9 protein-coding genes and 1 riboswitch are annotated in these 8272 nt (G+C 31.7%); all 9 genes read left to right on the forward strand.

Features of this window, described 5'->3' with window-relative positions:
* Positions 1-317 precede the first annotated feature (317 nt).
* Positions 318-1049, forward strand: a complete 732-nt coding sequence (locus RSB60_RS09285; RefSeq protein ID WP_332615923.1) for a segregation and condensation protein A — start codon at positions 318-320, stop codon at positions 1047-1049.
* Complete coding sequence (gene scpB / locus RSB60_RS09290; RefSeq protein ID WP_442878174.1) at positions 1050-1769, forward strand: SMC-Scp complex subunit ScpB; 720 nt, start codon at positions 1050-1052, stop codon at positions 1767-1769.
* A gap of 197 nt (positions 1770-1966) precedes the next feature.
* Positions 1967-2064: riboswitch (purine riboswitch) on the forward strand.
* A gap of 122 nt (positions 2065-2186) precedes the next feature.
* Complete coding sequence (gene purF / locus RSB60_RS09295) at positions 2187-3581, forward strand: amidophosphoribosyltransferase (protein ID WP_332491304.1); 1395 nt, start codon at positions 2187-2189, stop codon at positions 3579-3581.
* A 50-nt stretch (positions 3582-3631) separates the two neighbouring features.
* A complete protein-coding gene (locus tag RSB60_RS09300) occupies positions 3632-4339 on the forward strand; it encodes a DUF554 domain-containing protein (RefSeq protein ID WP_323380379.1) in 708 nt (235 codons plus the stop codon).
* Positions 4340-4382: 43 nt separating this feature from the next.
* Positions 4383-5210 carry an Mrp/NBP35 family ATP-binding protein gene (locus RSB60_RS09305; protein ID WP_323380380.1) on the forward strand — a complete coding sequence of 276 codons (828 nt, stop codon included), beginning with the start codon at positions 4383-4385 and terminating at the stop codon, positions 5208-5210.
* Between the two features lie 72 nt (positions 5211-5282).
* Positions 5283-5957 carry a response regulator transcription factor gene (locus tag RSB60_RS09310; protein ID WP_332615927.1) on the forward strand — a complete coding sequence of 225 codons (675 nt, stop codon included), beginning with the start codon at positions 5283-5285 and terminating at the stop codon, positions 5955-5957.
* Positions 5941-7374 (forward strand): sensor histidine kinase, encoded by a 1434-nt coding sequence (locus RSB60_RS09315; RefSeq protein WP_332615929.1) that lies wholly within the window; start codon positions 5941-5943, stop codon positions 7372-7374. The genes RSB60_RS09310 and RSB60_RS09315 overlap by 17 nt, the downstream gene beginning before the upstream one ends.
* A 59-nt stretch (positions 7375-7433) precedes the next feature.
* Positions 7434-7949: an AAA family ATPase gene (locus RSB60_RS09320; protein WP_332615931.1), complete on the forward strand. Its 516-nt coding sequence runs from the start codon at positions 7434-7436 to the stop codon at positions 7947-7949.
* A gap of 120 nt (positions 7950-8069) precedes the next feature.
* Positions 8070-8272 (forward strand): metalloregulator ArsR/SmtB family transcription factor (locus tag RSB60_RS09325; protein WP_332615933.1); only part of this gene is annotated, 203 nt, incomplete at its 3' end.

Genomic DNA, 8272 nt, shown 5'->3' on the forward strand with positions numbered 1-8272 from the left:
GACAAGGATGATTAAAAAGAAAATTTTTTTACTTTTTTGATCAAATAAAGGATTAATTGTAATAAAATATGAAACTATAATTAGTCCGATAAAAGAGATGATATTAGTTTGAATTATCTCAGTAAAAATACTCATATAGTTTCTCCCCAAAAACGTTTATTTTAAGCATTATAGCATGGTGTGAGGTGCTACTAGAAGTGAATTTTATGAATTAATATAGATTTAACTTGTTCTTTTATAAGAGTTAATAGAAGTATCCAAGATTTTAGTAGTGAGTTCTGCTAAAATTTGGTATAATTTTCTAGCGAGGTGAGACAATGTCATTTACAGTTACGATTAATCAATTTGAAGGTCCGTTAGATTTAATGCTTCATTTGATTAAGGAACAAGAACTAGATCTTTTTGACTTAGATATTAGTGTTCTAACTGAACAATATCTTAATTATCTAAAGCAAATGGAAAGTCTGCACTTAGAAGTTGCGAGTGAGTATTTACTTGAATTAGCAACTCTTATTGAATACAAAAGTAAAAAAATTCTTCCTAAAGATGAAACGATTCTTGATGATGAATATGAAGAAGACCCTAAAGATCGTTTGGTTCGCCGATTATTAGAATATCAACAATATAAGGAAGTTACGGAACAACTCAATGATCTTTACCATCAAAGAATGCTTCAATTATCTAAACCAATATCAATTGAAGTAGATGAGTGGTCAAAACCAAAAGAAGAAACTGAACCTATTGATGGTTCACCCTATGATTTAGTAAAAGCGATGAATAAATGTTTACGTAGACTTCAATTGTCAAAACCAATTGAAACAAAATTCACTGCAAAAGAGATGTCTATGGAAGAACGTTCTTTACAAATTAAAGCACGGCTTCGTGATTTACCGGAAACATTTTCTTTTGAGACGTTACTAGAAGATTGTGAAGACTTAAAAATGATGATTGTTACTTTTCTATCTGTGCTTGATTTAGCACGTGTTCATACACTTGTATTTACAATTGATGAAAAAGGAACAATTTGGTTTAAAAGGGGGGTAATATAAATGACAGAAATTCTTGAAAATAATGAAAAAATTACAGAAGTAGATGAAGTAAGTCAAGATAATACAATTGAAGAAACAGATGCTCCTCAAACATGTGAAGTTGTTGAGGAAGTTGAAGTCTTTGAAACAGTTGGCGAGATAATTGAAGTAGATAGTACGACAAAAGACGAAGAAGAAGGTAATCAAGCTTTAACAATACTTGAAGGATTGTTATTTATTGTTGGTGATGAAGGAATTTCACTTGAGCAAGCAGCTGAAGTACTGGGTATTTCTAAAGATAGAACAGAAAAAGTATTTGAAGAGTTACAAATTTATTATGCTGACGATCAACGTGGATTTGAAATCGCAAATTATGGCGGAGTTTATAAATTTCTCTCTAAGGCTTTAGTTCATCCATATGCTGAAAGATTATTTCAAACGACTAAACAAACAGGATTGTCTCAAGCGGCTTTGGAAACACTTGCGATTATCGCCTATAAACAACCAATCACTCGAGTGGAAATTGAAGAAATTCGTGGTGTTGGGGCAGATATGATGTTACGTAAACTAGAGGCAAGAAATTTGATTCGTGAGAATGGTAGAAGTAACGCACCAGGAAAGCCTATTTTATATGAAGTAACGGATGAGTTTATGGATAGTTTCAAATTATTGAGTTTAGATGAACTTCCAAAGTTGCCAGAATTTAATACTGATGAAGAAAGTGAAAATCTATTTGACTAAAGTGAGGAAACTCACTTTTTATTATGAATGTTCCAACTTGTATATGAAGTAAAATTAACTTTCATAAAACACATTTATAAGAATATCGAATGATTATAGAATTAAAAGATAAATAAGTGTAAGTTAAATAATAGTAGATATAAATTAGAGTAAAAAAAACTTGTAAAGTGGGGGAAGCTTGTGTATACTATATTCGTGATTAAACAATCACATTTGCTTGTATAAATGTCAAGTGATGGCTGACACGTTTCTACCCACTAGCCTATAGTGGACTACAAGTAAACCTTTTCCCCGTTTTTTTCGTGGAGGTTTACTTTCATGGAGGAATTAGGATGGTAGAACTTAACAACTGACAAGTAATTTATCTACATATTGATTTTCGATATGTATTTTTTATTTTTTTGGAGGAAAAGGCTGATGGATGAATATTTAGAAGTATTGGGCAACAAGCTTAATGAAGAATGTGGATGTTTTGGTATCTATAATGTGAAAGATGCAGCAAGTCTTTCTTATTTCGGTTTACATGCATTACAACATCGTGGACAAGAAGCTTGTGGTATTGCGTCAAGCGACAACAAAGTAATTACTTGTTATAAAGGGAAAGGTTTATTAAGTGATGTATTCACAAATAAAATTCTTGAAGATTTAGCAGGTAAACATGCTGTAGGTCATGTACGTTATGCAAAAGCACACGAAAATCAAATTGAAAATGTTCAACCATTAATGGTTAGGTCACATACAGGGCATTTTGCTGTTGTGCATAATGGGGCTATTGTAAATGCAAAAGAATTAAAAGTAGAACTTGAAGATCTTGGAAGTATCTTTCAAGGAAGTAGTGATAGTGAAATACTTGCACACTTAATTCAACGTGAAGAAGGAACAATGGTGTATAAGATTATGAATGCATGTGCTAAATTAGAAGGTGCATTTGCATTTATTATCATGACAAAAGATTGTATGTATGCAGTTCGTGATAAAAATGGTTTAAGACCTTTATCAATTGCAAAACTTGAAAATGGTTATTGTGTTTCAAGTGAAAGTTGTGCATATGATATCGTTAATGCGAAACTTATTCGTGAAGTTGAACCAGGAGAAGTAATTCGTATTTGCGGCGATGATGTGCAATCATTTAAGTACGTTGATCAAATACAAAAGAAAATGTGTGCAATGGAATATATTTATTTTGCTCGCCCAGATAGTGTTATTGAAGGAATTAATGTGCACAATGCACGTAAATTATCTGGAAAATTATTGGCGCGCAAAGATAAAGTTAAAGCAGATATTGTTATTGGTGTACCGGATTCATCATTAAGTGCAGCAATAGGATATGCTGAAGAAAGTGGATTACCTTATGAAATAGGTTTAATTAAGAATCGTTATGTAGGTAGAACATTTATTCAACCAACACAAAAACAAAGGGAACGTGGAGTTCGTATGAAACTTAGTGCAATTTCTGCGATTGTGAATGGTAAAAATGTTGTGATGATTGATGATTCTATTGTAAGAGGAACAACTTCAAAACGAATTGTACAATTACTAAAAGATGCAGGCGCAAAGACAGTTCATGTACGTATTGCCTCACCTGAATTCAAGAGCCCTTGTTTCTATGGAGTTGATACATCAACTTATGAAGAATTGATTAGCTCACGTCTTAGCGTTAAAGAACTTAGAGATTATATTGGTGCAGATAGTTTGAAATTCTTATCAATCGATGAGGTTAAGGAAGCAAATGGACCTAACTTATGTGTTGGGTGTTTCAGTGGGAAATATCCAACAAATTTATTTACACTAGGAAACATTTTAAAGAAGTAGTACAATAAATAACAGGATGAAAATCCTGTTTTTATATATCAGGAGGTATCATGGGAAGTGTAGTTAATGCGATTGCAATCATTATTGGTGGTTGTTTAGGCTTGATTTTGAAAAAGGGTATTCGAGAAAATATTCAAGATTCAATATATAAGGTAATTGGAATAAGCGTTATTGTTATTGGTTTTAATGGTGTATTATCTAATATGGCTTCAGTGAGTGGAACCTCCATTGTAACAAGTGGTGAAATTATATTAATTGTTTCTTTGGTGCTAGGGACATTATTAGGGGAATGTTTAGATATTGATAAACATCTAAATGGCTTGTCACAAAAAATTGAAGATAAATTTCATCTTGCAGGATTTGCGAATAGTTTTGTTGTTGCATCAATTATATTTTGTGTAGGCGCAATGGCGATTATTGGCGCAATCAATGATGGTTTATTACATGATCCTAGTGTTTTATATATAAAAAGTATCATAGATGGAATTACAAGTATTATCCTAGGTGCAACATTAGGAATGGGTGTCATCTTTTCAAGTGTTCCAGTACTTCTTTATCAAGGATTAATTACCTTGCTTGCAGGAAGTTTATCAAGATTTTTGGTGGGTGAATTTCTTCAACAATTATGTATGGTTGGCTATGCTTTAGTTGTATGTATAGGATTGAACTTTTTATTAAAAGATAAATTAAAAGTGGCGAATATGTTACCTTCTTTAGTGGTAGTCGTTCTCTACAATGTAATTTTAATGATAATGTAAATAAGATATGATATTATGTTAAACGTGAAAGTGAGGATTTAAAATGTCGAATTGTAATCACGATTGTGGCTCTTGTAGTCAAAATTGTTCTGATAGAACACAACCAGAAAGTTTTTTGATTCAACCTCATAAAGAGAGTTCCATCAAGAAAATTATTGGTGTAGTAAGTGGTAAAGGTGGCGTGGGTAAGAGTTTAGTTACTAGTATGCTTGCGACGGCAATGCAACGAAAAGGATATCAAGCAGCTGTACTTGATGCTGATATAACAGGTCCAAGTATGACGAAAGTATTTGGTATTACATCCAAAGCTGAAGGAACAAATGATGCGATATATCCAGCAATTACAGATACTGGAATTGAGGTTATTTCTGTAAATATGTTATTAGAAACAGATGAGACTCCAGTAATTTGGAGAGGACCTGTAATAGCAGGGATGGTTAAACAATTTTATACAGATGTTGTGTGGAAGGATGTTGACTTTATGTTTGTGGATATGCCTCCAGGAACTGGGGATGTACCACTAACAATTTTCCAATCACTTCCTTTGGATGGTATAGTAATTGTAACATCACCACAAGAATTAGTTAGTATGGTCGTGACTAAAGCTATCAACATGGCCAAAATGATGAATGTCAATGTATTAGGGCTAATTGAAAACATGAGTTATGTTCAATGTGATGAATGTGATCACAAGATGTATGTTTTTGGTGAAAGTCATATCGATGAAATCGCTAAAGAACATGATTTAGAGGTTTTAGCTCAACTACCTTTAGACCCAACTATTGCAGCTCTTTGTGATGCTGGTAATATTGAAAGTGTAGACGGTAGAAATTTAGAAAAAGCAATCCAAAAAATTGAAGGACTTTTATAAAAAGGTCCTTTTCTTGTGTGTAATTCACCCAAAATTCACATAAAGCACTTATAATAAAAATGGTGATGAAATATGAGTAAAATATTAGTTGTAGATGATGAAGCAAAAATACGAGAAATGATTCGCAAATATGCCCAATATGAAGGTTATCAAGTAAGTGAAGCGGAAGATGGTCTTGTTGCAGTTGAAAAATGCGCCAATGAGAATTTTGATTTAATTGTAATGGATGTCATGATGCCTAATCTTGATGGCTTTTCTGCATGCAAAGAAATCAAAAAGATGAAAGATATACCAGTTATACTGCTTACTGCTTTAGGTGAAGAATATGATAAAATACATGGCTTTGATTTAGGTATTGATGATTACGTGGTAAAGCCTTTTTCGCCTAAGGAATTAATGATGCGAATACAAGCTGTGCTTAAAAGAACGAAATCTAATTTAGATAATGCTGATGTTTTTACGGTGGATGGTTTAACTGTAGACTTTACTGCACGGCAAGTGACAATTAATCAAGAAAAAATTCAACTATCTCCAAAAGAATTTGATTTGCTTGAATACTTTATAAGAAATCGTGGCATAGCACTAACCCGTGAAAAATTACTTCAACATGTATGGGGGTATGATTTCTTTGGTGATGATCGTACATTAGATACACACATTAAATTATTGCGAAGAAACTTGCAAGAATATAGTAAGTATATTATTACATTAAGAGGGGTAGGTTATCGTTTTGAAAAAGACAACTAGACTTCAATGGAAAGTATTGAGATATCTCTTTACTTATGTAATTGGAATTCTTTTTCTCTTGTGGTTTTTTCAAGTGATTCTTCTTCAACCTTTTTATGAATTTAATAAAATAAATGTTGTAAAAGAAGTAGCAGATAAAATTGAGAAATACATCGATTCAAATCAATTAGAAGAATACGTATCATCTTTATCGGATCAAAATGATTTGTGTGTACGTATTATTAGCGAAAATGATATTAGCACCAGAAATGCAGGATGTAGAATTAGTCAGTTACCTGTGGATAAACTTCTAGAATACGCTAATCTGGCAATTCAAAATAATGGAGCTTATCTTTCAAAATCAGATTTAGTCGAAATGCAATTTGTTCCAGATACGTTGAATACAGTTACTGCCAAATTCAATGGAGATAAAAATGTTATCTATACAAAAGTAGTAAATTTAGAGAGTGATTCACCTACGATTATAATGGTAAACACGCGTATATCTCGTGTTAATGCAGCTACTCAAGCATTAAGTTATCAACTACTCTTTATTGGGATTATTGTAACTTTATCAGCAGCAATTTTGGCGTTCTTTATGGCTAAGAAAATTGTAAAACCAATTGCTGAAATTAATGAAGCATCACAAAATTTATCAAAAGGTGATTACAAACATATGACATCACAAAAAGATTATTTGGAAGTCCAAGAACTAAATCAAACACTTACTGAAGCAGCCCAACAAGTTCAAAAAGCAGATAAGGCAAAACGCGATCTAATCGCAAATGTTTCCCATGATTTGAGAACACCACTGACAATGATTACAGGTTATGGTGAAATGATGATGGATTTACCAAATGAAAAGACAGATGAAAATATAAAGGTCATCGTAAATGAATCAAAGCGATTATCAATAATCGTAAATGATTTATTGGATTTATCAAAATTAGCTGAGAACAAAATTACATTAAATCTTGAAAAATTCGACATAACAGAATGCTGTAGGGAAGTTATTAAAACATATGATCAACATTTAAAACAAGAGCGTATTGTTATAGAATTTGATACAACTGAAGATGTGAATATTGTTGGTGATAAACATCGTATTTCACAGGTTCTTCATAATTTAATTAATAATGCAATAAACTACTCTGATGAAAACAAGCGAATTATAATACATCAAAGAATTGAGGGTGAAAAAGTTAAGATACTTGTGCAAGATTTTGGTTGCGGAATTGCTGAAAGTGATTTACCACTAATTTGGGATCGCTATTATAAAGTTGATAAAGAACATATTCGTTCTAATCAAGGCTCTGGAATAGGTCTAGCAATTGTAAGAGAAATTTTAGATTTACACCATTATACATATGGTGTTGAATCAAAAGTAAACGAAGGATCAATTTTCTATTTTGAAACAACAATTGAGAAGGGTGAATAACACTCTTCTTTTTTGTCTAAAGGAGTGATAGAATACTATCGATATAAAAGAGGGATAATATGAAAATAGCAATTGTCGGTTATAGTGGTGCTGGTAAATCAACATTAGCAAAACAGTTAAGTGAATACTTTAAAATTCCATGTTATCACTTAGATAAAATACAGTTTTCCAAAGATTGGGAGTTACGTGATCGTAAAGAAGCAGATGAGTTAGTTCATGATTTGATGATTCAAGACGAATGGATTATTGATGGAAATTACAATGGATTTGATTTTGAACATCGAATGTCTGATGCAAATATTATCATTTTTTTAAATTATCCTAGACGGATTTGTTTATATCGTGCACTTAAACGAAATATTCAATATCATAATCGTGTTCGTGATTCAATCGCAGAAGGATGCAATGAAAAATTTGATTTTGAGTTCTTTTGGTGGATTATGGTTGAAGGAAGAAGTAGTGAATTTAAAAATAGATTGAAAAATCTTAATGAAAAGTATCCTAAGAAATATCATGAGATAAAAAATAATAAACAGCTTACAAAATTTATAAAACAATTAGAAAGTAAAGTATGAAGTAAAATTCATGCTTTTTTCATGCTATTTAGAAAAATATCTAAATAGGTATTGAAATTTAGAACAAAGTGAATTACTATGTATTTAGAAAGTTATCTAAATAGGTGGTGATGAAACTGAATGGGAATCAATGACACATTAAAAGCTATCTCTGACCCAATACGTAGAAATATATTAGAACTTTTAAAGAACGGAAAAATGTCTGCAGGAGAAATTGCAGAAAAGTTTGATTTGACCAATGCTACTGTTTCATACCATTTATCGCAGTCAAAAAAAGCGGGACTTGTTAATGAAGAAAAACAGAAAAATTTTATTTATTATGA

Source organism: Anaerorhabdus sp. (genome assembly GCF_036657415.1).
GTDB lineage: Bacteria > Bacillota_I > Bacilli_A > Erysipelotrichales > Erysipelotrichaceae > Anaerorhabdus.

Bases quoted from the DNA above. Each gene is read 5' to 3' on its own strand.
- RSB60_RS09285 (WP_332615923.1), top strand. From the start codon at position 318: ATGTCATTTACAGTTACGATTAATCAATTTGAAGGTCCGTTAGATTTA.
- scpB (WP_442878174.1), top strand. From the start codon at position 1,050: ATGACAGAAATTCTTGAAAATAATGAAAAAATTACAGAAGTAGATGAA.
- purF (WP_332491304.1), top strand. From the start codon at position 2,187: ATGGATGAATATTTAGAAGTATTGGGCAACAAGCTTAATGAAGAATGT.
- RSB60_RS09300 (WP_323380379.1), top strand. From the start codon at position 3,632: ATGGGAAGTGTAGTTAATGCGATTGCAATCATTATTGGTGGTTGTTTA.
- RSB60_RS09305 (WP_323380380.1), top strand. From the start codon at position 4,383: ATGTCGAATTGTAATCACGATTGTGGCTCTTGTAGTCAAAATTGTTCT.
- RSB60_RS09310 (WP_332615927.1), top strand. From the start codon at position 5,283: ATGAGTAAAATATTAGTTGTAGATGATGAAGCAAAAATACGAGAAATG.
- RSB60_RS09320 (WP_332615931.1), top strand. From the start codon at position 7,434: ATGAAAATAGCAATTGTCGGTTATAGTGGTGCTGGTAAATCAACATTA.